The following is a 20,839-nucleotide window of genomic DNA, read 5'->3' on the forward strand; positions in this document are numbered from 1 at the left end:
GATTGATTGTTAAAGAGCAGGACCACTTAGCGTGGTCGCGGGTCGCATATATTATGCTTTCCCGAAAAGAAGTCAAGCGATATGCGCCTGATTTCTTACTGAAACCGCTTCGATTTGCTATCGTTGCCGTGTCAGTGGAGGCGCATTATAGGGACTTCTTCGTCGCTGACAAGTACTAATTTCAAAAATTCTTCCGAGTGTCTCTTTTTTCACCGCAACACCGCTGGAAGCCGCATTACACCGCTTTTTTCTGGGCAAGCTGACCAAATGATTGGGCAAAACGCGCTACCTGTTCCCAGTCGGTATACTCAATTTCTTTGGTGCTGTCGGTTTCGCCACCGGTCATACGCATAATGAGCTGAATCATGACGCGGTCAAACCATCGATAACGCGGATAACGCAGCGCACCAGCAAAGACTGAACCTAAATCCGGCTGCCAGGGAGAACGCAGCAGAAACTTACGGGTATAGGCGTTGGTCTGCAGCGATCGCTTTTCCGGCTTGCGGGCGGTCAGGTTGACAGAAAAGAAAGCGCTGGGTTTTTGTTGCAATAAGGCAAGGTGCTGGCGGATGAACTTTTCCACCGCCGGATGGAAATGCCCGTAGCGCACTGACGCACCAATCATTATTTGATCGTACTTGTCGAGCTCAACCTCATGGGCATTCAGAATGTTGACGACATCACATTCCAACGTTCCTTTCAGGTTATTGGCGATATAAGACGCTATCGCTCGTGTTTGACCATCCCGACTGGAAAACAATATCAATGCTTTCATAGCATGTTCCCTTATCCGTTATTCCCGCCAAAAAGTGGGAGTAAATAGCACCAGCATAGTGAACACTTCCAGACGTCCAAACAGCATGGTAACAATTAGAATCCACTTGGCTGCATCATTCATGGAAGTGAAATTCTCAGCCACTGTCCCAAGCCCTGGTCCGAGATTGTTCAATGTGGCAGCCACTGACGCAAAGGCGGAAAAGTTATCCACCCCTGTCGCAATCACTGCCAACATGCTGACGATAAACACCAACGCATAAGCCGAGAAAAATCCCCATACAGCCTCCAGGATACGTTCCGGCAACGCGCGCTGACCGAGCTTAATGGTATAGACCGCATTTGGATGAACCAGTCGTTTCAGTTCGCGAGAACCCTGCAAGAACAGTAACAGGATGCGAATCACTTTCAGACCACCGCCGGTCGAACCGGCACAACCGCCAATAAACGCAGAACACAGTAGCAATACCGGTAAAAACAGCGGCCAGGAGGCGATGCTATCAGTGGTAAATCCCGCAGTCGTCGCCATGGATACCACCTGGAAGAACGCCTGATTCAGAGTTTCCATGCCATTTTTGTATACACCGTGTCCCCACAAAACGAGGGTACAAATCACAACCAGCGACATCTGAACAACAATGAACATCCGGAATTCGGGATCACGCCAATACACCCGCAGACTGCGTCCGCTTAATACCGCAAAGTGCAAACCAAAGTTACAGCCGGAAATCAGCAGAAATACCGCAATAATGGTGTTGATAGCGGGACTATTGAAATACCCGATACTGGCGTCATGAGTCGAGAACCCGCCGATGGCGATAGTAGAAAAACTGTGGCTGATGGCATCAAACACTGACATACCCGCCAACCATAGCGAAAGCGCACAGAGTACAGTCAGCAACACATAGATTAACCACAGGGTTTTGGCGGTTTCCGCGATGCGGGGCCGCATTTTGTGGTCCTTCAACGGCCCTGGCATTTCAGCGCGATAAAGCTGCATCCCACCGACGCCCAGAATCGGTAGAATAGCCACCGCCAGCACGATGATTCCCATGCCCCCCATCCATTGCAGCATCTGTCGATAAAACAGAATGGCTTTGGGCAGCGAATCCAACCCGACTAACGTAGTCGCCCCGGTTGTGGTCAGGCCGGAAAAGGATTCGAAAAACGCATCCGTCACCGACATATTGGGACGTTCGACAAACAGAAACGGCAAGGCACCGACGCTGCCCAGCACCGTCCAGAACAGTACGACTATCAAAAACCCTTCGCGGGCCTTCAGCTCATGGCGGTGTTTACGGTTGGGTAGCCACAGTAATAGCCCCATCACCAGTGCCACGATGAACGTCTGAATGAATGCCCGACCGGCACCATCACGATAGATCAACGCCACCATGCCAGGAATAAACATGGTGCCGGAAAACAGGATGACCAGCAGTCCGACAATGCGGGTTATAGCACGCAAGTGCATCAGGGAGCCTTCCTTACATGGTTCAAGATTACGCGCTGGGATTATTGTGAAATTGGCTGCAAATGCAACGCGCCACGGCTAATATCGCGCAGTCGCCGCATCGCGTCTTCTACTGCCGTTATCGGAAACGCCAGTTGGAGCGAGACATCACTGGCATATTCCGTCAAGACGACTTGCCCCTGCAGCGCCAGCACCATGGCTTCAACCTGGGGCAACAGGGCATAGTCGCACTGCAATCGATACATCCGTTGCATGACTTTCTGCTGGAGCGACAGCTGTTTTAGCGCCTGCTGCACCCCACCGCCGTAAGCTTTGACCAGCCCACCAGTGCCAAGCCTGACGCCACCATAATAACGTACAACGACTGCCACCACTTCACCGACACCACTGCCCATCAGTTGCGCCAGCATCGGTTTGCCTGCGGTTCCCGAAGGTTCGCCATCATCGGAAAACCCGAGCTGTTGAGAATCGTCCGGTGCACCCGCGACATAAGCCCAGCAATGGTGAGCAGCCGAGGGATGTTGCTCGCGGATCTGCTGAATCACGCTTCGGGCCGTATCCACGCCGCTGGCAGGGCCAAGCAACGTGATAAAACGGCTCTTTTTAATCTCTTCGTGCACGCTGACAGATGCAGCAGGAACCGGATATGACTGCATCAGGCCAGATCAAGCTCACGAGTCAGGTTTTCAATGCGCTTATCGTGCACCACGATATTGTCTTCGATACGAATTCCGCCGAACGGGCGCAGCGCATCCAACTTCTGCCAGTTGAAGTGCTGGCGCAGCTCGCCCTGGCGCCAGGGTTCGAGCAGAGAATCAATAAAGTAGATGCCCGGTTCGATAGTCAGCACCATACGCGGTTCCAGAACCCTGGTACAACGCAAGTAAGGATGAGCAGATGGTGCAGCGAGCGTCGTACCGGTATCGTCCTGCATGAACCCACCGACGTCATGCACCTGTAACCCAAGCGGATGACCCAGACCGTGTGGCAGGAAAGGCGAGGTAACGCCCTGTTCCACCATGGCGTCTTCACTCAGTCCGGTCACCAGTTGATGGCGTTTGAGCAGCACCGCAACCCGATGATGCATCTGCAAATGGTAGTCGGTATAACGCACACCAGCTTTCATGGTATCAATCAGCGCTAGTTGCTCACGATTGAGATCGCTAACCAGCGCTGCATAGTCATTGTCGTCCTGCGCGGCATAGGTGCGGGTAATATCTGCCGCATAGCCGTTATATTCCGCACCGGCATCCAGCAAAAAGCTACGCATTTCCGTCGGAACCCGATGTTCAAGCTGTGTGTAATGCAAGACCGCCGCATGTTCGTTGAGAGCGACGATATTACCGTAAGGCACATCAGTATCGCGGTGACCAGTGGCGGTCAGGTACGCCAGATTGATATCAAATTCGCTCATGCCGGACTGGAACGCTTCATAAGCAGCACGATGACCCACCACCGCCGTCTTCTGCGCTTCGCGCATACAAGCCAGTTCATAGTCCGTTTTGTAGGCGCGGTGGTAATGCAGATAATCCAGCGCACCTTTCGGGTTGATGTATTCCGGTGCGATACCCAGATTTATCGCGCGCTGCGGCGCGGAACCGATATAAGCAACCCGCTGGCGCTGAACCGGCAGTTGCTGGCCAATATCGTCAGCCTTGCGCAGCACCTGGATATCCAGCGACTTGGTCCAGAAACTGTCCGGCACCGGTGCCACGTTATGCCAGTAATCAACAGGGGAGTAAAACCACAGCTTTGGCGTATTGACCCCATCCACCCACAGCCAACAGTTCGGCACCTGCGTCACCGGCAGCCAGGCCTTAAACTGCGGATTAACCTTGAACGGATAGGCATGATCGTCCAGAAACGCCATCATCAACTCACCGGAGTGGATCAATAAGGCATCCAGATTATGCCGCGCCAGAACCGCCTGCGTGCGTTGCTGCAGGGTCGCCACATGTTGATGATACAAAGAAGTCAGCGTTTCCATCACAATCCCCATTGATAACAGCCTGTTTCCCAGTGTAACACAGCCCCCCGGTGACGGCAGCGTTGCTCGCCTTGTGATCCTCCCGGCAAATCCCTCACGTGCCGTTTGCATTTCATTAACATCAAACCCACAATTTTCATCATCTGGTCTTACCAGATCAGGGATAACAGTGGAGAACACCATGATCTATCAAGGCGACACGCTGTACCTCAATTGGCTGGAAGATGGCATTGCCGAACTGGTTTTTGCCGCCCCCGGCAGCGTCAACAAACTGGATACCCGCACCGTAGCCAGTCTTGGTGACGCGCTAAATCACCTGAAGCGCCAACCGTTGTTACGCGCCCTGCTGCTGCGCTCGGATAAAAGTGCGTTTATTGCCGGAGCGGACATCACCGAATTCCTGTCACTGTTTGCCGCCCCGCCGGAAACGCTGCATCAGTGGCTGACCGAAGCCAACGCTATTTTCAGCCAGTTGGAAGATTTACCGGTCCCGACGCTGTCCGCCATCAATGGCTATGCGCTGGGCGGGGGATGCGAATGCGCGCTGGCGACCGATTTCCGCATTGCGACGCCTGACGTCCGCATCGGGTTGCCGGAAGTCAAACTGGGGATCATGCCGGGATTTGGCGGCACAGTCCGGTTGCCGCGGTTGCTGGGCGCGGACGGTGCGCTGGAAATCATCACCGCCGGTAAAGATTTATCGGCCAACGACGCCCTGAAAGTCGGGCTGATTGATGCGGTTGCGGATAGTGACAAACTGCTGCCTGCCGCCATACATATGCTGCGACTGGCGATGACAGACAAGCTCGACTGGCGTGACCGCCGCCGTCAGAAGCAGTCGCCGCTGCGGCTTAACCATATCGAAGCCACCATGAGTTTCGCTACCGCCAACGCGCTGGTGCAACAGGCAGCAGGCCGTCACTACCCCGCGCCGATGATGGCGCTCAACACCCTCGAAGCTGCCGCCAGGCTTCACCGCGACGCCGCGCTAAAGATAGAAACCGATAACTTCGTCGAACTAACCCAAACCACCGCAGCACACGCTCTGGTTGGTGTCTTCCTTAATGAGCAGTCCGTAAAAAGCACCGCCAAAAAATGGGCTGGCGACGCCACCCCACCGGCTCGTGTTGCCGTGCTCGGTGCGGGGATCATGGGCGGTGGCATCGCCTGCCAGTCGGCACGCAAAGGCGTGCCGGTGTGGATGAAAGACATCAGTGAAAAAGCGCTGACGTTAGGGATGGAAGAAGCCGCCAAATTACTCAACGCACAACTGGAACGTGGCAAACTGGATGCCATGACCATGGCCGGAGTGCTGGCCCGCATCCACCCGACGCTGAACAATAACGGGCTTGAACAAGCAGACTTGATCATTGAAGCGGTGGTGGAAAACCCACAGGTAAAAGCCAGAGTGCTGGCAGATGTGGAAGCCTACGTCAGCGAACAAACGCTGATCGTCTCCAATACCTCGACGATTCCCATCGGGCAATTAGCCGCCTCGCTACAGCGTCCGCAAAACTTCTGCGGTATGCACTTTTTCAATCCGGTGCATCGTATGCCGCTGGTTGAAGTGATCCGCGGCCCCCAAACTGATGAGAAAACGCTGGCTCGCGTGGTGGCCTACGCCAGCAAAATCGGCAAAACCCCGATCGTGGTGAACGACTGCCCAGGATTTTTCGTCAACCGCGTACTGTTTCCCTACATCGCCGCGTTCAACCTGTTGATGCGCGACGGTGCAGATTTCCGTGACGTGGACGCCGTGATGGAAAAACAGTTTGGCTGGCCGATGGGACCGGCTTATCTGCTGGATGTAGTCGGCCTGGATACCGCTCACCACGCTCAGGCGGTCATGTCGGCAGGCTTTCCGCAGCGCATGGCAAAAACCTATCGCGATGTCGTCGATGTGCTGGTGGAACACCAGCGCTTCGGCCAAAAGAGCGGTGCAGGTTTCTATCGTTACACCCCGGACGCCAAAGGCAAACCGCGCCGGGAGCAGGACGAGCAGACCGATATCTTGCTGGATGGGGTCTGCGAGCTGAAGCGTACCTTCAGCGCGCAAGAGATTATCCATCGCCTGATGGTGCCGATGCTCAACGAGGTGGCGCGTTGTCTGGAAGAAGGTATCGTCGCCACCCCGGCGGAAGCCGACATGGCGCTGCTTTACGGTCTGGGCTTTCCGCCGTTCCACGGTGGCGCGTGTCGTTATCTGGATACGCTGGGCAGCCAGCACTATGTGGACATCGCCCAGTCGCTGGCGTCGCTGGGGCCGCTTTACGCCATACCGGACAGCCTGTTGCAGATGGCGCAGCGCCAGCAGCGTTATTACCCGGCGGTTGAACCTCACGCCGATCTTTCTCTTCATCAACCGGCATAAGGACGCACAACGATGGAAAACGCAGTAATTGTTGATGCAGTGCGTACCCCGATGGGGCGCTCCAAAGGCGGCGCATTTCGTCAGGTGCGGGCGGAAACGCTGTCCGCTCACCTGATGCGCAGTCTGTTGAGCCGTAACCCGGCGCTGGAAGCAGACCAGATTGACGATATCTACTGGGGTTGTGTGCAACAGACGCTGGAACAAGGCTTCAACGTGGCGCGAAACGCGGCGCTGTTGGCCGAAATCCCCCATTCGGTGCCCGCCGTGACCGTCAATCGTCTGTGCGGCTCGTCCATGCAGGCGCTGCACGACGCGGCGCGCGCCATCATGGTGGGTGACGCCACGGTTTGTCTGGTCGGCGGCGTTGAACACATGGGGCACGTGCCGATGACCCACGGCGTCGATTTCCACCCTGGGCTCGGTAAGAGCATCGCCAAAGCGGCGGCGATGATGGGGCTGACGGCGGAACTGCTGGCGCGCCAGCACCACATCAGCCGAGAAATGCAGGACGCTTTCGCCGCCCGTTCGCACCAGCGTGCCTGGGCCGCCACCCAGTCCGGTGCCTTTCGCCGCGAAATTATCCCGACAACCGGTCATAACGCCGATGGTGCGCTGCAACCGTTTGACTACGACGAGGTAGTCAGGGCGGAAACCAGCATTGATGCGCTGGCAGCGCTGCGCCCGGCGTTTGATCCGGTCAATGGCACCGTCACCGCGGGGAGTTCATCGGCACTGTCGGACGGCGCAGCAGCGCTGCTGGTGATGAACGAATCCCGCGCTCTGGCGCTGGGGCTAACGCCTCGGGTGCGCATCCGTGCTACGGCAGTAGTCGGATGCGATCCGTCGGTGATGGGATACGGCCCAGTGCCCGCCACCCAAAAAGCGTTACAACGGGCAGGGCTTTCACTGAGCGATATAGGTCTGTTTGAACTGAACGAGGCATTCGCTGCCCAGACGCTACCTTGCATCAAGGCGCTGGGGCTGATGGACAGCCTGGACGATAAGGTCAACCTGAATGGTGGTGCCATCGCGCTCGGTCACCCGCTGGGATGCTCCGGCGCACGTATCATTGCTACGCTTACCAATCTGATGGAACAACGACATGTGGAATTCGGCGTGGCAACCATGTGCATCGGCTTGGGTCAGGGTATCGCTACCGTACTTGAACGGGTATAGCACCACTTCCGTCGATACCTTTTCGTCGTATCAGCGGAAGTGGTATCGGCGGACGCCAGGATCAGGGAACCGTCGCCCGTTTGCGGGCGACAAACCACTCATACAGCCCCATGCCTGCGAGCATGGAGGCAAAGAACACCCAGCCCTTCACAGTACCATATGACAGCAACACCAGGGCCGGGCCGGGGCAAATACCGGCCATTCCCCAACCGATGCCGAACAGCAAGCTGCCCGCCACCAGCGGTTTATCGACCGCTTTTTTTAGCGGTAGGGAGAACGACGCCACGCACAGCGGTTTTGACATCCGCCCGACAGCGCGAAATCCGATAAACCCGACCACCAGTGCACCGCCCATCACCAATGCCAGCGAAGGGTCCCACTGTCGGGTAATATCCAGAAAACCCAGCACTTTCTGCGGGTTCGACATCCCGCTGATCAGCAGTCCGAGGCCAAAAACCAGCCCAGCCAGAAAAGAAAACAGATTATTCATTTCCGCTCCTTAACATGCATCATCGCACCATGCTCAACGAAACGCGCCCAATGCCCAGACGGTAACGAACGCCGCCCCCATGAAGGTCAACGTCGCCACCAGCGAACGCAGTGACAAACGGGATAAGCCACATACGCCATGCCCACTGGTGCAGCCCGACCCGTAGCGAGTGCCCACCCCTACCAACAGCCCCGACACCACCAACCAGGGCATCGGCGTGTCTATCGCGCTTTCCGGTAACGGTGCCACCCATTGATAGACCCAGGGGGCGACGAGCATCCCCAGCACAAATGCCAGCCGCCATCCTTTATCCTGCCATGTGCGGCCCAACAGGCCGCCGAGAATGCCGCTGATACCGGCGACACGCCCGCACAACAGCGCCAGCATTACCACCGCCGCGCCAATCACAATGCCCCCCGCCAAACTCATTAACGGGGTGAATGCCTGCATATCAATCGTCATGATCGGCTCCTTCAACGGCCGGTTTCAGAAATACGACTATTTGGGGCAATGCCTATTTCGGGCAATACAACGTATACAGCGTACTGAGTAGCGTCAGGATGCGTGGGTCCTCAATACGGTAGAAAATCTGCTTGCCCTCGCGGCGTGTCGCCACCAGTTTTAAGCGCCGCATAACGGCAAGCTGCTGCGATAGCGTCGGTTGGTGAATACCCAGTGCCTGTTCCAACTGCCCGACCGACGCCTCGCCCTGACTCAAAAAACACATCAGCATCAGCCGGTCGTCATTTGCTAGCGCCCGCAGCACATCCGCCGCGCCATGTGCGGCCTCACGCATCATCTGTTGGGTGATTTCCGGGTCTGTCACCGCCATTAAAACCGCCTTTCCTGCTTGCAAAATACAATATATATTTTTATATAATATATTATTGTATATCGTAGTCAAGCCAACCACGGGAACCCCGACATCACCGCCGGGACTCTCCCGCCTATACGTTTTGAATGTCGGCAGTGTGACAGACGGCTCTATAACCTACCGGGCACCCGTAGTGCAGTAGGCAAGCTGGATCGTGTTATCGATTGAAAAGTGCGATCGGTTGAAAAGCGGCGGCTGTTGAAAAATCGCAGACAGTGAAAACAGCGCGGCCGGGCATCAATCCCGGCCGCGATAGAACAACGCAAATATCATCACATACAAGAAAAATCAGATGAAAGAAAATGCGTCGCTGTACATATGTGCAAGTTGCGCACCGCGCTCGTTGCAGAAACGCTCGCGGGCGATTTTCGCCATCTCGAAACGGCCCGCGATATAAATATCGTGCGACGCCAACGAACCGAAATCCTGCAACACCGCGCTTAACACCGTGCCGGAGCGGCCATGCCACTGTTCATCTGGCTGCTCGACCACCGGGATCACGTTCAGGTTGGGATGCGCCTGCGCCAACTCTTGCAGTTCCCCCAGGTCGTACAGGTGACGCAGTTCGCGCCCGCCCCAATACACGGATACCGGACGCGTCGGCTGGTTTGCCAGCACCGTCAACAGAATGGAACGCACGTAGGAAAATCCGGTGCCGCCAGCAATCAGAATCAGCGGCCGCTCGCTGTCTTCGCGCAGCCAAGCCTCGCCGTGGGGAATGTCCACCACCAGCGACTTTTCTTTCAGAATGCGATCCATCACCGCCATCGCATAGAGATTCATCTCGGAAGCCCCGATATGCAGTTCGATAGACCCTTGTTCAATCGGTGTGGAGGCCATGGAGAACGGGCGCTTGTCGCGTTCGTCCATCACCACCATCAGGTATTGCCCGGCACGGAAGGAAAAAGGTGCCGATGGCAATAAGCGCACCCGGTAAACCGTATCGGTGATAGCGTCCACCGACATTACTGTACAGCTCAACGTTGTCATGCGATCCCTCTGTAGGGTCAAAGCAAAACGGGGAACAGGATAAGCGCCGTCAGTGCGGCTTATCACTGTCATTTAATATGGCTAACTCGTCCCATATGGCATCCACACGAGCGACAACCGATGGGTCTTTGGTAATCGGGTGACCCCATTCCCGCTGTGTTTCCCCCGGCCACTTATTGGTAGCATCCAGCCCCATTTTGGAGCCTAGCCCGGAAACCGGCGAGGCAAAATCCAGATAATCGATCGGCGTATTTTCCACCAGCACGGTATCACGCGCCGGATCCATACGTGTGGTGATCGCCCAGATCACATCATTCCAGTCACGAGCATCAATATCATCATCGCAAACGATAACAAATTTGGTATACATGAACTGGCGTAAAAAGGACCAGACGCCCATCATCACCCGTTTAGCATGTCCGGCATACTGTTTTTTCATAGTAACCACCGCCAGGCGGTAAGAACAGCCTTCCGGCGGCAGATAAAAGTCGACGATTTCCGGAAACTGCTTTTGCAGCAACGGCACGAACACCTCGTTCAACGCCACACCCAGCACTGCTGGTTCATCGGGCGGTCTACCGGTATAAGTGGAGTGATAAATCGCATCACGTCGCTGGGTGACATGGGTGACCGTAAAGACCGGGAAATGATCGACTTCATTGTAATAACCGGTGTGATCGCCATAAGGGCCTTCTGGTGCCATTTCACCCGGCTCGATATACCCTTCCAGCACGATTTCGGCACTGGCTGGCACCTCTAAATCGCTGGACAGGCATTTCACCACTTCAGTCTTATGACCACGCAGCAATCCGGCAAAAGCGTATTCAGACAACGTATCCGGCACCGGCGTCACGGCACCCAGAATGGTGGCGGGATCAGCCCCCAGCGCTACCGCTACCGGAAAACGTTCACCTGGATGTTGCTGGCACCATTCCTGAAAATCCAGCGCGCCGCCACGGTGCGATAACCAGCGCATGATCAGCTTGTTACGGCCAATTAACTGCTGGCGATAAATACCCAGATTCTGGCGCTCTTTGAACGGCCCGCGTGTTACCGTTAACCCCCAGGTGACCAGCGGTGCGGCATCCCCCGGCCAACAGTGCATAATCGGAATCCGCCCCAGATCCACCTCGTCGCCTTCCCACACCTGTTCCTGGCAAGGCGCACTCGACAGCCGTTTGGTCGGCATATTGAGCACCTGGCGGAATTTAGGCAGTTTGTCCACCAGATCGCGGAAACCGCGCGGCGGCTCCGGCTCTTTCAAAAACGCCAGCAAGCGACCAACATCGCGTAACGCGCTGACCTCTTCCTGCCCCATGCCCAGCGCCACACGCTTGGGCGTGCCGAACAGGTTGCACAGCACTGGCATACCGTAACCTTTGGGATTTTCAAACAGCAGAGCCGGGCCTCCGGCACGCAAGGTGCGATCGGCGATTTCGGTCATTTCCAGATAAGGGTCAATCGGCTGGTGGATACGTTTAAGCTCGCCTCTCGCTTCGAGTTGAGCGAGAAATTCACGTAAGTCACGGTATTTCATGCTGAATCATCAGAAAGGTCAGTGGTGGGGCTATTATAAAGGCTCTTGGTCATGCTGTCGCTTCCCGCCCGCGCTATTTCTGGCAACAACCAGCTTGCCTCCGCTGCCAACACAACGCGCGATGAGGTATATCTGCCGGAAATATTTATCCCGCAAGGCGTAATGCTTTTGCTATCCTCTCCCGCTGTGAGAGCCATAGAAAAGTGAAATTATGCGAGCCTGGTATCTACTTTATTGCAAACGCGGCCAACTGTTACGGGCAAAAGAACACCTGGAACGTCAGGACGTCATTTGCCTGAGCCCGATGATCGCGCTGGAGAAAATTGTACGAGGGAAGCGAACCGAGGTCAGCGAGCCGCTGTTCCCCAATTATCTGTTCGTCGAATTTGACCCGGAGCACATACACACCACCACCATCAGCTCAACCCGTGGTGTGAGTCATTTTGTCCGTTTTGGCAATCTGCCCGCTCTGGTGCCCCAGCAGGTGATTGACGATTTATTACAGCATCCGTGCGCCACGCATATCGCGCCGGAATGCCCGCAACCCGGCGACGAGGTGACCATTACCGAAGGGGTGTTCAGCGGCCTGCAAGCTATCTACACCGAACCGGACGGCGAAGCGCGCTCCATGCTACTGCTCAATCTGCTGAACAAGCAGGTGCGACAAAGTATCGACAACCGCCAGTTCCGAAAAGCATAAACCGCCAGGGCACAGCCCTGACGGTTCATCATTAGCGATGCAACGCCTCGTCCCGCAGCCATTCAGCCACACGTTTGGCGAAATAGGTCAGCACCCCATCCGCCCCGGCGCGTTTGAAGCACAGTAACGACTCCATCACCAGCGGCTGCTCTTGCAGCCAGCCATTCTGGATCGCCGCCATCTGCATCGCATACTCGCCAGACACCTGATAGGCGAAAGTCGGTACGCCAAAGGTGTCTTTCACACGACGTACTACGTCCAGATACGGCATCCCCGGTTTCACCATCACCATGTCGGCGCCTTCCTGTAGATCCTGCGCGATCTCCTGCAACGCTTCGTTGGTGTTGGCCGGATCCATCTGATAGGTCTTCTTGTTGCCGCCTTTCAGGTTGCCCGACGAACCCAGCGCATCACGGAACGGGCCGTAATAACAGGAAGCGTATTTCGCCGAATAGGCCATGATCTGCGTATTCACCAGCCCTTGAACCTCCAGCCGATCGCGGATAGCGCCGATACGGCCATCCATCATGTCGCTGGGTGCGACGATCTCCGCACCGGCTTGCGCGTGGGACAATGCCTGACGCACCAGAATCTCTTTGGTGATGTCATTGACCACATAACCGTCTTCATCGATCACGCCGTCCTGACCGTGTGTGGTGTAAGGGTCCAGCGCCACATCGGTCAGCAACCCCAATTCTGGTACGGCATCTTTCAACGCACGCACGGCGCGCTGCACCAACCCATCAGGATTGTAGGCTTCTTCGGCCAGCAATGACTTTTTGTCCGCTTCAATCACCGGGAACAGAGACAGCACCGGGATGCCCAATTTAGCAATGATTTCCGCTTCCCTGACCAGCTCATCGATCGTCAGACGATACACGCCAGGCATAGAGGGCACTTCCTGACGTCCCTGTTTGCCTTCCATGACAAATACCGGGTAGATGAGGTCGTTAACCGTAACCTGATGTTCCGCCACCAGACGGCGGCTGAAATCATGGCGACGCAGGCGGCGCATACGCCGTCCGGGAAACGTACCGGGAAAAGCATGACTCATAATTATTCTCCTTTCTGGCCCGGCCGGAAGACCCGGCGAGCGTTTTCATCCACTTTTCTGCCAAGCCATTCGGCATCCTGTCCACGCCAGGCCGCAACCTGGCGGACAATATGCGGCAGAAAACAGGGTTCGTTACGGCGGGATGCAGGTTTAGGATGTAAATCCCGGGGTAACAGATAAGGCGCATCGGTTTCCAGTAGCAACCGATCGTCTGGAATACGGGGTAACAGCGCACGCAACGCCAGTCCCCGACGTTCATCGCACACCCAGCCAGTAATGCCGACAATCAATCCAGCGCGCAAACTCTCGTCCAGCTCGTCGCCGGAACCGGTGAAACAGTGCAGTACCGCAGCAGGCAGCTTATCGAGCCACGGCGTTAGCAGCGCCATAAAACGTGCATGAGCGTCGCGACAGTGCAGAAACACCGGCATCGCGCGTTCTGCGGCAATCGCCAGCTGTGCGCTGAATGCCTGCTCCTGTTCCTGTGGGGTGGAAAAGTTACGGTTGAAATCCAACCCACACTCACCGATCGCCAATACTTGCTCACTTCCCGCCAGTTGATGAATCAGCCCGGCGGTATCGTCACTCCAGCCGCTGGCGTCATGCGGATGAACCCCGGCGGTCGACCAACAGTAACCGGGATATTGCGCGGCGAGCTGACGTGCCTGCTCGCTCTCTTCAGCGCTGGTCCCTGTCAACAACAGGCCGGTTACACCAGCCTGACGGGCACGCGCCACAACCTGTTCCCGATCTGACCGAAATTGCGAACTGGTCAGGTTAACGCCAATGTCGAACATGCACCGATATCCCAAAACGCATCACGGTTACTCCGAGGATAACCGCAAAAAACAACACCTCCCGAAAGAGGTGTTGCAGTAAGAAGACCGCCGTTTCACGGCGAGATGCCACTCAGGAAGAGGGCGCAGATTCGTCCACGTCTTCTTCGTCTGTCCGGCGCCGTTTACCAACGTAGAACCGGGCGAAAAACACCCCGATCTCAAACAACAGATACATCGGGATCGCCAGCAGAGTCTGGGAGAACACATCCGGCGGTGTCAGCAACATACCAACCACAAACGCACCCACCAGAACGTAGGGCCGCTTCTGTTTCAGGCTCTCTGGCGTCACCACCCCGCTCCAGCACAGCAGCACGATTGCCACCGGTACTTCGAACGACACGCCGAACGCCATGAACAACGCCATAACGAAGTCGAGGTAGTTGTTGATATCGGTGGCAATCAGCACCCCTTTCGGCGCGGTCTGAGCAAAGAAGCTGAACGCCAGCGGAAAGACGATGAAATAAGCGAACGCCATCCCCATATAAAACAGCAAACTGCTGGATACCAGTAACGGCATCATCAGCCGACGTTCATGCTTGTAGAGCGCCGGAGCCACAAACGCCCAGACCTGATAAAGCACCAGCGGTGCTGACAAGAAGACTGATACGATCAACGTCAGCTTGATAGGGGTAAAAAAAGGAGAAGCCACATCGGTTGCAATCATGCTAGCACCGGCTGGCAACTGTTTGATGAGCGGCGCGGAAACAATCTGATAGATGTCATTAGCGAAATAGACCAGTACCAGAAAGACCACCAGCACGCTGATAATGCTATTCAACAACCGCTTACGCAGTTCGATCAGATGGCTGATCAGCGGTTGAGTTTGATCAACAGCCATAGGTTAACGATCACCAGAAGGTTGAGAGGAAACAGCCGGAGCCGCCTGTTCAGGTTTTACCTTATGCTCAGCAGCGGATATTGTTTCCGTCACCGATGGCGTAGGCAACGTCAAATCAGCTGGCATTGCCTGATCCGCAGAGTCAGCTACCAGCGTGACTGGAGCCACGGACGCGGAAACAGCAGCCTTACGCTCTGTCTCCAGCACGCCGTCATGAGCCGCTTCTGGGTCAGCCAACGGCACATGCTCCGGCAATTCACCCGCGTCAGGCTTGATACTGACAGGGCGCTTCATCGCTTCGGCAGCCTCTTTCAGTTCATCCATTGATGCTTTGAGCTCCGGTGACAAATTCTGCAATTGGCTAGCCTGTTCTACTTTCTTCAGGCTGTCTTGTAACTCTTGCAGTTTCAGCTCCTGGGCCAGCTCATTTTGCACCGTTGATGCCAGAGAACGCAGTGCACGAATCCATCCCGCCACGGTCCTTACCGCTATCGGCAGGCGTTCAGGCCCCAACACGACCAGGCCTATCACCATCACCAGCAGCAGTTCACTAAACCCGATATCAAACACCGGTTACACCTGCTCTTTATGCTGGCTTTTCTCTTCCTGACTGGTTTGCGGCTTCTGCTCCGAAATGGATTTGGTCGCAAAATCAGCGTCCTGTTGCTTGTCGTCGTTGGCAGCAGGCTTATCGTCGCTCATTGCTTTCTTAAAGCCTTTAATCGACGCGCCAAGATCAGAGCCAAGTGACTTGAGTTTGCCCGTACCAAATAACAAAACCACAATGACAGCTATCAGTAGCAAACTCGGAAGACTAATACCGCTCATATAATGCCTACCTCTTGATGCAAAAGGAATTAACGGAACATGTTGAACAGATGCAACTGTTCAACATGTACTATTATTCAACGCGTACTACTATTCAACGAGTACTAGTATTCAACGAGTACTGCGCCAGCCGATAATCCAGGCCACAAAACCGGCGGCAATCAGACCAGCCGGTACAATATCGGCCTCAACCTGACTAACCAACAGTATCGTCCCGCTCAACAGTAGCGTCGCCCCGACACCCAGCATATAACGGGCCCGACCATGACGGGTGCGTTGTGTCCGCAGCTCGCTGGTCAACAGCTCCATATTCTGCTTCAACATCTTATGTTGACGTAAACCGTCATAGAACAATTCGGGAATCTCAGGCAGTTTTTCCGCCCAAAATGGCGCTTTCTCTTTAAATGCGCGCAGCATGGCGGGCAATCCGACCTGATCCTTCAGCCAGGTTTCCAGAAAAGGCTTGGCCGTTTTCCATAAATCCAGCTGTGGGTAGAGCTGACGCCCTACGCCCTCAATGTACAGTAACGTCTTCTGCAACAACACCAGTTGGGGTTGCACTTCCATATTGAAGCGACGTGCCGTATTAAAGAGGTTCAATAATACATGACCGAAAGAAATTTCTGCTAACGGCTTTTCAAATATTGGCTCGCACACGGTACGGATGGCGAATTCGAACTCTTCTACGTTGGTATCTTGCGGAACCCAGCCTGAGTCAACATGCAACTCAGCAACGCGGCGATAGTCACGGTTGAAAAAGGCGATAAAATTCTCCGCCAGATAGCGCTTATCGTTTTTATTCAGCGAACCGACAATACCGCAGTCAATGCCGATATATTGCGGGTCTTCCGGATGCTCATAGCTGATGAAGATGTTGCCGGGATGCATGTCAGCATGGAAAAAGCTATCGCGGAACACCTGGGTGAAAAAGACTTGTACACCGCGCTCGGCCAGCAATGGCATATTGATGCCATGCCGTTTCAGTGCCTCCACATCCGACACCGGAATACCGTAAATACGCTCCATGACCAGCACGCGCTCGTTGCAGTAATCAGAGTAGACCTCCGGCACATACAGCATCGGGCTGTTTTCAAAGTTCCGCCGCAACTGGATGGCGTTGGCGGCTTCACGCAGCAAGTTCAGCTCATCCAACAGCGTTTTTTCGTAGTCGCGCACCACTTCACGCGGCCGCAAGCGACGCCCGTCTGGCATCAGAATCGGCAGCCAGCCAGCCAAACGATTCATCAACCGCATATCCGCTTTGATGACCGGCAGAATATCCGGGCGAATGACTTTGATGACGATATCCTTGCCGGTGGTTTTCAGCCTGGCGGTGTGCACCTGGGCAATCGATGCCGATGCCAACGGTTTGGCATCAAAATCATCGAACCAGGTTTCCAGTTTTCCGCCCATCGACATCTCAATCTGCTGACGGGCCAGTTCGCCATCAAACGGTTCGACCTGATCCTGCAACATTGCCAGTTGGTCAGCGATAGCGGGGGAGAATAAATCACGGCGGGTTGACATCATCTGCCCGAACTTGATCCATACCGGACCCAGTTCCTGAAGCGCCAGACGCAAACGCTCGCCCAATGGCTTGTCTTTGTGACGATTCGGCAACCAGAACCATAAGCAACGCCAAAGACGTAACGGCAACGTCAATGGAATACGCGGAATCAGCTCATCCAGACCATAGCTCAGCAGCACCCCTATAATGCGGTACAACCGCAGCAACTCTCCCGGCGTCATGGTGCCCCCTCCAATTTTGCCAATCGGCTGGACAGGGTTTCCACCGACTGCGCCAGAGCGTCCACCTCATCGGCAAACCACGCCCCTTCCAGTTTGCCCGGCGACAAACGCCACTCTTCGGTCACCGTTTCCGACAACGCCTGCTGCTGTCGACACACTGAGCGCATGAGCCCCCCGACAACGTTGCCCGCCGCCTGACTCAGCCCTTCCGCCACCACATCACCCAGCCAGGGCGACAGCCACTCTGCTGGGTCGAACTCCGCCAAATCCAACAACGTGACAAACTGCTGGGCAACCTGAATATCGCCTTCCAGTACCAGCTCACCACTGCGCATCAACGCCGACAATTGCTGCCGGTCACGCAGTTTCACCAGTGCCGACAGACGGGTTTGCAGCAAGCAATCCGGCTGCGCTGACCACTGAGTCACGACATCGAGACGGTACTCGGAGAAAACCAATACCAGCGGTGTATCAAGCTCCACCACTTCAACGCGCAACGTTTTTCCGTGCAAACGCTGACGGGCAGCTTTCATGCTTCGGTCGCGGAACAGCAGCTGGTTGAGCGCTGTTTCCAGTGCCGCCGTCAACACAGGCATTATCAACATGGGAGTACCCAACTCAGAATTTAAATCCGCGATGCAACGCCACGATACCGCTGGTCAGATTGAAGTAATCCACACTGTCAAAACCGGCATCGACCATCATCCCTTTCAGGGTTTCCTGATCGGGGTGCATCCGGATAGACTCCGCCAGATAGCGATAACTGCCAGCATCACTGGCGACCATTTCACCAATGCGGGGCAGGATATGGAAAGAGTAAGCATCATAAACCTTGCTTAACGCTTTTACGGTTGGTTTCGAAAACTCCAGCACCAGCAAGCGGCCACCAGGCTTTAGCACCCGATACATGGAACGCAATGCCTTCTCTTTTTCGGTTACGTTACGCAACCCGAACGAAATAGTGATGCAGTCAAAAAAGTTATCCGGAAATGGAAGCGCTTCTGCATTAGCCTGAACGTAACTGACATTCCCTACCACGCCATTGTTGCGCAGTTTTTCACGCCCCACTTTCAGCATCGACGCATTGATATCCGCCAGCACCACTTCGCCCTCATCCCCTACCAGACGAGAGAATTTAGCAGTCAGGTCGCCAGTGCCGCCAGCCAGGTCCAGCACGCGCTGACCGCGACGCACACCGCTGCACTCGATGGTAAACCGTTTCCAGATACGGTGAATGCCAAACGACATCAAATCGTTCATCAAGTCATATTTGGCCGCCACAGAGTGAAACACATCCGCCACCATGGCTTCTTTATCGTCTTTAGCCACCGTGCGAAAACCAAAATGTGTTGTTTTGTCCGAATCGTCTACCATGTTATCCGCCTGCTTTTTCAACTTCAGGATCGTGTTACTCATTAATGGGTAGAGAGTGTAACAGAGCCCGCCCAAAAGCGACCGCCCTTCTTTTCACCCTATACCCCGAACCTGATCAACATCATACCGCCGTGCCGTTTTGCACCTCATCCGTACCGCGTTCTGCCGCATCGTCATCCAGATCCTGCGACAGCGCGGGTAGCTCATCATACGCTAACGGTTCGTCTTGCATTACGGGCACATTAACCGGCCGTTTAATCTCCACCCCCAGCGCACGAAACCCTTCGGCTTGACCGATCAAATTGCCACGCCCGGACGCCAGCTTCTTCATCGCCTGACGATAACCCGTCTGCGCCTTGTCAAGCCCTTGCCCCAACGCAGCCATATCATCAACAAACAAACGCAGTTTGTCGTACAGTCGGGACGCTCGTTCGGCGATCAACTGCGCATTGCGGCTTTGCTGCTCGTAACGCCAGAGATTGTTAATTGTCCGTAACGCTACCAGCAAAGTCGTGGGGCTGACCAGCATAATATTGTGACGCAGTGCCTCAGTAATCAGATCGGGCTGACGGTCGATTGCCACCAGAAACGCAGGCTCGACAGGAATGAACATCAGTACATAGTCGAGCGAACGCAACCCCGGCAATTGTTGATAATCCTTACTGCCCAGCAGCCGGATATGATTGCGGATAGACAGCAGATGCTCGTTGAGCGCCGCCGCCCGCTCAGCCTCGTTGTCACTGTTGAAATAGCGCTCATAGGCCACCAACGACATTTTGGCATCGATGACCACATCCTTGCCGTGCGGCAGCCGAACAATCACATCCGGTTGCAGGCGGCTGTTGCTACCGGTTTGTACACTGACCTGGGTGTCATACTCATGCCCTTCGCGCAGCCCAGAGCTTTCCAACACCCGGCTTAACACCACCTCTCCCCAGTTGCCCTGGGTTTTATTGTCCCCTTTCAACGCATTAGTGAGGTTGATGGCTTCCTGCGCCATGCGGGCGTTAAGCTGTTGCAGGTTACGAATTTCATGAGCCAGCGTATGCCGTTCTTTCGACTCAGCACCAAAGCTCTCTTGTACCTGGCGGCGAAAACCGTCCAGTTGTTCGCGCAGCGGCGTCAGCAGCTTTTCCATGCTCTGCTGATTTTGCTGGTCCACTTTGAGCCCATTCTGTTCAAAGATGCGATTGGCAAGGTTTTCAAACTGGGTGGACAAGCGCTGTTCGCTGTTCATCAACAATCGCTGCTTTTCTTCCGCCGCCAACCGGGTTTCTTCAAGGCGGATCGTCACTTCGCGCAGTTCCGCTTCCTGTGCGCCGTTAGCTTCACGTAGCGCTCGCAGTTCCTGGTTAAGCTGAACGCACTCTTCCCGCAGTTCCGTCAGTTGCCGCAATTTTTCCTCGCCAGCCGCCAGTTGGCCGTGCAGTGTACGTAGCTCCTGGGTCTGTTGATCCAGCCGCTGCTGGTCCTGCCGCCGCATCTGCTGGCTTTCAATCAGTTGCTGGCGCGCTTGTTCCAGCGCCTGCTGTTGCAACTGTAACTCGGTGTCATGCCGCGCCTGACGCTGTTGCTGCCACAGGCTGGCGGCCAGCCACCCCAGCAACAGGCCAACTACGCCGCCACCGACACCATAAAACAAGGAGATCTCCACACCGCCTCCGGGTTATGAGTACCACTGCCCGCCAAGGTAAAATGAGGCTGTATATATGTCCAGAGGTGATGAGCAAAATCGGCTGAAAAAGCCGTTGCCAAACGAGAAAATGCGAGCCGACTTCAGAAAGCGG

At 55.3% G+C, this 20,839-nt stretch carries 21 protein-coding genes; 3 read left to right on the plus strand and 18 right to left on the minus strand.

Features of this window, described 5'->3' with window-relative positions; translation table 11 throughout:
- Window positions 1-235 precede the first annotated feature (235 nt).
- From hemG to pepQ, 4 genes are read right to left on the minus strand one after another with little or no spacing between them, the layout of a single operon-like run.
- Window positions 236-775: a menaquinone-dependent protoporphyrinogen IX dehydrogenase gene (gene hemG / locus OB87_RS00675; RefSeq protein ID WP_033567530.1), complete on the minus strand. Its 540-nt coding sequence runs from the start codon at window positions 773-775 to the stop codon at window positions 236-238.
- Between the two features lie 18 nt (window positions 776-793).
- Window positions 794-2,245, minus strand: a complete 1,452-nt coding sequence (gene trkH / locus OB87_RS00680; RefSeq protein ID WP_033567531.1) for a Trk system potassium transporter TrkH — start codon at window positions 2,243-2,245, stop codon at window positions 794-796.
- A 41-nt stretch (window positions 2,246-2,286) separates the two neighbouring features.
- Window positions 2,287-2,901: an IMPACT family protein gene (locus OB87_RS00685; protein WP_033567532.1), complete on the minus strand. Its 615-nt coding sequence runs from the start codon at window positions 2,899-2,901 to the stop codon at window positions 2,287-2,289.
- Complete coding sequence (gene pepQ, locus OB87_RS00690; protein WP_033567578.1) at window positions 2,901-4,232, minus strand: Xaa-Pro dipeptidase; 1,332 nt, start codon at window positions 4,230-4,232, stop codon at window positions 2,901-2,903. Before pepQ ends, OB87_RS00685 begins: the two co-directional genes overlap by 1 nt.
- 181 nt (window positions 4,233-4,413) lie before the next feature.
- Between pepQ and fadB the strand changes: the two genes are divergently transcribed.
- Both fadB and fadA read left to right on the plus strand, forming a co-directional pair.
- Window positions 4,414-6,603: a fatty acid oxidation complex subunit alpha FadB gene (gene fadB, locus OB87_RS00695; protein WP_033567533.1), complete on the plus strand. Its 2,190-nt coding sequence runs from the start codon at window positions 4,414-4,416 to the stop codon at window positions 6,601-6,603.
- 12 nt (window positions 6,604-6,615) lie between these two features.
- Window positions 6,616-7,779, plus strand: coding sequence for an acetyl-CoA C-acyltransferase FadA (gene fadA, locus OB87_RS00700; RefSeq protein ID WP_033567534.1), 1,164 nt, complete (start codon window positions 6,616-6,618; stop codon window positions 7,777-7,779).
- A 61-nt stretch (window positions 7,780-7,840) separates the two neighbouring features.
- Here the strand turns inward: fadA and OB87_RS00705 are convergent, their stop codons facing one another.
- The 5 genes from OB87_RS00705 to ubiD all read right to left on the minus strand — a co-directional run bounded on the left by OB87_RS00705 (window position 7,841) and on the right by ubiD (window position 11,670).
- Window positions 7,841-8,269: a DUF6691 family protein gene (locus tag OB87_RS00705; RefSeq protein ID WP_033567535.1), complete on the minus strand. Its 429-nt coding sequence runs from the start codon at window positions 8,267-8,269 to the stop codon at window positions 7,841-7,843.
- Between the two features lie 33 nt (window positions 8,270-8,302).
- On the minus strand, window positions 8,303-8,731 hold the full coding sequence (locus OB87_RS00710) for a YeeE/YedE family protein (RefSeq protein ID WP_033567536.1): 429 nt from the start codon (window positions 8,729-8,731) through the stop codon (window positions 8,303-8,305).
- Between the two features lie 52 nt (window positions 8,732-8,783).
- Window positions 8,784-9,101 (minus strand): ArsR/SmtB family transcription factor, encoded by a 318-nt coding sequence (locus OB87_RS00715; RefSeq protein ID WP_050515597.1) that lies wholly within the window; start codon window positions 9,099-9,101, stop codon window positions 8,784-8,786.
- Between the two features lie 330 nt (window positions 9,102-9,431).
- Window positions 9,432-10,133 carry an NAD(P)H-flavin reductase gene (gene fre, locus OB87_RS00720; RefSeq protein ID WP_033567537.1) on the minus strand — a complete coding sequence of 234 codons (702 nt, stop codon included), beginning with the start codon at window positions 10,131-10,133 and terminating at the stop codon, window positions 9,432-9,434.
- A 49-nt stretch (window positions 10,134-10,182) separates the two neighbouring features.
- Window positions 10,183-11,670, minus strand: coding sequence for a 4-hydroxy-3-polyprenylbenzoate decarboxylase (gene ubiD, locus OB87_RS00725; RefSeq protein ID WP_033567538.1), 1,488 nt, complete (start codon window positions 11,668-11,670; stop codon window positions 10,183-10,185).
- A 211-nt stretch (window positions 11,671-11,881) separates the two neighbouring features.
- Here ubiD and rfaH point away from each other — a divergent pair, with 211 nt between their 5' ends.
- Window positions 11,882-12,370, plus strand: coding sequence for a transcription/translation regulatory transformer protein RfaH (gene rfaH / locus OB87_RS00730; RefSeq protein WP_033567539.1), 489 nt, complete (start codon window positions 11,882-11,884; stop codon window positions 12,368-12,370).
- 31 nt (window positions 12,371-12,401) lie between these two features.
- On the opposite strand, the gene hemB is transcribed toward rfaH, so the two are convergent.
- The 9 genes from hemB to rmuC form a co-directional block, all read right to left on the minus strand.
- Window positions 12,402-13,424: a porphobilinogen synthase gene (gene hemB / locus OB87_RS00735; protein ID WP_033567540.1), complete on the minus strand. Its 1,023-nt coding sequence runs from the start codon at window positions 13,422-13,424 to the stop codon at window positions 12,402-12,404.
- Between the two features lie 2 nt (window positions 13,425-13,426).
- The gene (tatD, locus tag OB87_RS00740) at window positions 13,427-14,221 is read right to left on the minus strand and encodes a 3'-5' ssDNA/RNA exonuclease TatD (protein WP_033567541.1); all 795 of its coding nucleotides are present in this window, start codon (window positions 14,219-14,221) and stop codon (window positions 13,427-13,429) included.
- 112 nt (window positions 14,222-14,333) lie between these two features.
- The gene (gene tatC / locus OB87_RS00745) at window positions 14,334-15,101 is read right to left on the minus strand and encodes a Sec-independent protein translocase subunit TatC (protein WP_033567542.1); all 768 of its coding nucleotides are present in this window, start codon (window positions 15,099-15,101) and stop codon (window positions 14,334-14,336) included.
- A gap of 3 nt (window positions 15,102-15,104) precedes the next feature.
- Complete coding sequence (gene tatB, locus OB87_RS00750; protein ID WP_033567543.1) at window positions 15,105-15,671, minus strand: Sec-independent protein translocase protein TatB; 567 nt, start codon at window positions 15,669-15,671, stop codon at window positions 15,105-15,107.
- A 3-nt stretch (window positions 15,672-15,674) separates the two neighbouring features.
- Window positions 15,675-15,929, minus strand: a complete 255-nt coding sequence (tatA, locus tag OB87_RS00755) for a twin-arginine translocase TatA/TatE family subunit (RefSeq protein ID WP_033567544.1) — start codon at window positions 15,927-15,929, stop codon at window positions 15,675-15,677.
- A 111-nt stretch (window positions 15,930-16,040) separates the two neighbouring features.
- The gene (gene ubiB / locus OB87_RS00760; RefSeq protein WP_033567545.1) at window positions 16,041-17,678 is read right to left on the minus strand and encodes a ubiquinone biosynthesis regulatory protein kinase UbiB; all 1,638 of its coding nucleotides are present in this window, start codon (window positions 17,676-17,678) and stop codon (window positions 16,041-16,043) included.
- A complete protein-coding gene (gene ubiJ, locus OB87_RS00765) occupies window positions 17,675-18,283 on the minus strand; it encodes a ubiquinone biosynthesis protein UbiJ (protein ID WP_033567546.1) in 609 nt (202 codons plus the stop codon). The genes ubiB and ubiJ overlap by 4 nt, the downstream gene beginning before the upstream one ends.
- A gap of 13 nt (window positions 18,284-18,296) precedes the next feature.
- On the minus strand, window positions 18,297-19,052 hold the full coding sequence (ubiE, locus tag OB87_RS00770; RefSeq protein ID WP_033567547.1) for a bifunctional demethylmenaquinone methyltransferase/2-methoxy-6-polyprenyl-1,4-benzoquinol methylase UbiE: 756 nt from the start codon (window positions 19,050-19,052) through the stop codon (window positions 18,297-18,299).
- Between the two features lie 121 nt (window positions 19,053-19,173).
- The gene (gene rmuC, locus OB87_RS00775) at window positions 19,174-20,706 is read right to left on the minus strand and encodes a DNA recombination protein RmuC (protein WP_033567548.1); all 1,533 of its coding nucleotides are present in this window, start codon (window positions 20,704-20,706) and stop codon (window positions 19,174-19,176) included.
- Window positions 20,707-20,839 lie beyond the last annotated feature (133 nt).

It is taken from the genome of Dickeya undicola, from assembly GCF_000784735.1.
Lineage (GTDB): Bacteria > Pseudomonadota > Gammaproteobacteria > Enterobacterales > Enterobacteriaceae > Dickeya > Dickeya undicola.

Coding starts and splice junctions, on each gene's coding strand:
- rfaH (WP_033567539.1), top strand. CDS start 11,882: ATGCGAGCCTGGTATCTACTTTATTGCAAACGCGGCCAACTGTTACGG.
- fadA (WP_033567534.1), top strand. CDS start 6,616: ATGGAAAACGCAGTAATTGTTGATGCAGTGCGTACCCCGATGGGGCGC.
- pepQ (WP_033567578.1), bottom strand. CDS start 4,232: ATGGAAACGCTGACTTCTTTGTATCATCAACATGTGGCGACCCTGCAG.
- tatA (WP_033567544.1), bottom strand. CDS start 15,929: ATGAGCGGTATTAGTCTTCCGAGTTTGCTACTGATAGCTGTCATTGTG.
- hemB (WP_033567540.1), bottom strand. CDS start 13,424: ATGAGTCATGCTTTTCCCGGTACGTTTCCCGGACGGCGTATGCGCCGC.
- fre (WP_033567537.1), bottom strand. CDS start 10,133: ATGACAACGTTGAGCTGTACAGTAATGTCGGTGGACGCTATCACCGAT.
- OB87_RS00705 (WP_033567535.1), bottom strand. CDS start 8,269: ATGAATAATCTGTTTTCTTTTCTGGCTGGGCTGGTTTTTGGCCTCGGA.
- hemG (WP_033567530.1), bottom strand. CDS start 775: ATGAAAGCATTGATATTGTTTTCCAGTCGGGATGGTCAAACACGAGCG.
- tatD (WP_033567541.1), bottom strand. CDS start 14,221: ATGTTCGACATTGGCGTTAACCTGACCAGTTCGCAATTTCGGTCAGAT.
- OB87_RS00710 (WP_033567536.1), bottom strand. CDS start 8,731: ATGACGATTGATATGCAGGCATTCACCCCGTTAATGAGTTTGGCGGGG.
- ubiD (WP_033567538.1), bottom strand. CDS start 11,670: ATGAAATACCGTGACTTACGTGAATTTCTCGCTCAACTCGAAGCGAGA.
- ubiJ (WP_033567546.1), bottom strand. CDS start 18,283: ATGTTGATAATGCCTGTGTTGACGGCGGCACTGGAAACAGCGCTCAAC.
- trkH (WP_033567531.1), bottom strand. CDS start 2,245: ATGCACTTGCGTGCTATAACCCGCATTGTCGGACTGCTGGTCATCCTG.
- ubiB (WP_033567545.1), bottom strand. CDS start 17,678: ATGACGCCGGGAGAGTTGCTGCGGTTGTACCGCATTATAGGGGTGCTG.
- tatC (WP_033567542.1), bottom strand. CDS start 15,101: ATGGCTGTTGATCAAACTCAACCGCTGATCAGCCATCTGATCGAACTG.
- OB87_RS00715 (WP_050515597.1), bottom strand. CDS start 9,101: ATGGCGGTGACAGACCCGGAAATCACCCAACAGATGATGCGTGAGGCC.
- ubiE (WP_033567547.1), bottom strand. CDS start 19,052: ATGGTAGACGATTCGGACAAAACAACACATTTTGGTTTTCGCACGGTG.
- fadB (WP_033567533.1), top strand. CDS start 4,414: ATGATCTATCAAGGCGACACGCTGTACCTCAATTGGCTGGAAGATGGC.
- OB87_RS00685 (WP_033567532.1), bottom strand. CDS start 2,901: ATGCAGTCATATCCGGTTCCTGCTGCATCTGTCAGCGTGCACGAAGAG.